This is a genomic window from Pseudomonas rhodesiae, from assembly GCF_007858255.1.
Classification (GTDB): domain Bacteria; phylum Pseudomonadota; class Gammaproteobacteria; order Pseudomonadales; family Pseudomonadaceae; genus Aquipseudomonas; species Aquipseudomonas rhodesiae.
The window spans coordinates 1-1,154 of record NZ_VFEU01000073.1; the positions used below are offsets into that span (position 1 = coordinate 1).

1 pseudogene is annotated in these 1,154 nt (G+C 59.8%); it reads right to left on the reverse strand.

Annotated features, from left to right (window positions below):
* Positions 1-1,154 (reverse strand): annotated as a pseudogene (locus FIV35_RS29760) (YncE family protein); the annotation flags it as partial.

Genomic DNA, 1,154 nt, shown 5'->3' on the forward strand with positions numbered 1-1,154 from the left:
TTGATCTATCTGTACTTCCATCAAACGTCACCGCACAACTAACCGTGATCTCCTGATTATTCGGCAACGCCGCCAACCAGGTGCGCAGCACCGTCTTATTCGCCAGGCCATTGTTGGCTTCCAGTGAGTTAATGTCGTACGCGCTTAAGACCTCCAGAGGCGTGACGCCCGGAGCGCTGCAGGTGATCCATACCCGTTGCCCCGTGATACTCAACCGCCACTTGGCCAGGGCCGCGGTGGCGTTGCCGGTAAAGGTATTGAGTTCCAGCGTGTCGCCATTGGCCTTAGCGTTGATCAATACCCGGGGCAGGTCCGATTCGCGGATCGTTTGCACCGTCAGCCGTTGTTCGAAGGAGTCCACCGGGCTGCCATTGATCATGGCGATATACATCAACTCGATGGTTTTACCCACGCTGGCGGCGAGGATCTGCTGGCTGATGGCAAAGTCCACACGACCGCCGGCCAGACCATTCTTAGCCGGGATATCGGCCTCGGAGCCATCGGGGAACAACCACTTCAACCGGATTACGTGTTCGCCGTTCATGCCGTCGTATTTCACCGTGACCGACGCGGTGTGTTCATAGTCCAGCGGGTAGATGGTCAGGGTCGCGCCCGGCCGGTTGTCAAATGCCGGGGCGGGCAAGGTGGAAGCCAGCGCCTGCACCGTGTGTTCGCGCACACCGAACAGCACGGCCGAGTTTATGTCGTAGCTTTCGGACAAGGTGACCCAGAACTCGATGGTCAGCCGTGAGCCATCCTTGAGCAGGCGCAGTTTGCCCACCGGGGTCGGAGGGAAAATACCGTGGGTGACGCCGTTCGCTGTCACCAGGTTGGCGGTGTAGGTGTGCTCTTTATAAATGCTGCCGTCGGCGAAAATACCTGTGTAGATCATCCACATCCGTTGGTTGGGGGCGATGAAACTCCACACCGGAATACGCGTGCGGGCGGTGTCGTTGAGTTCTGCCAGCACCAACAGCACCTTGTCGCCCACCCCGTCGATGGTCGGCGTGGGCAGCCCGGTCAGGGGCAGCAGTTCCAGGTCCAGCACATCGGACTCATAGGGGAAGCTGCCGCGCGTGAAGTGGTACTGCACGCTGATGCGATTGCCGCCCTCGCGGATGCCTTTGGCGATGACCTCGGACGGTATGGGCACC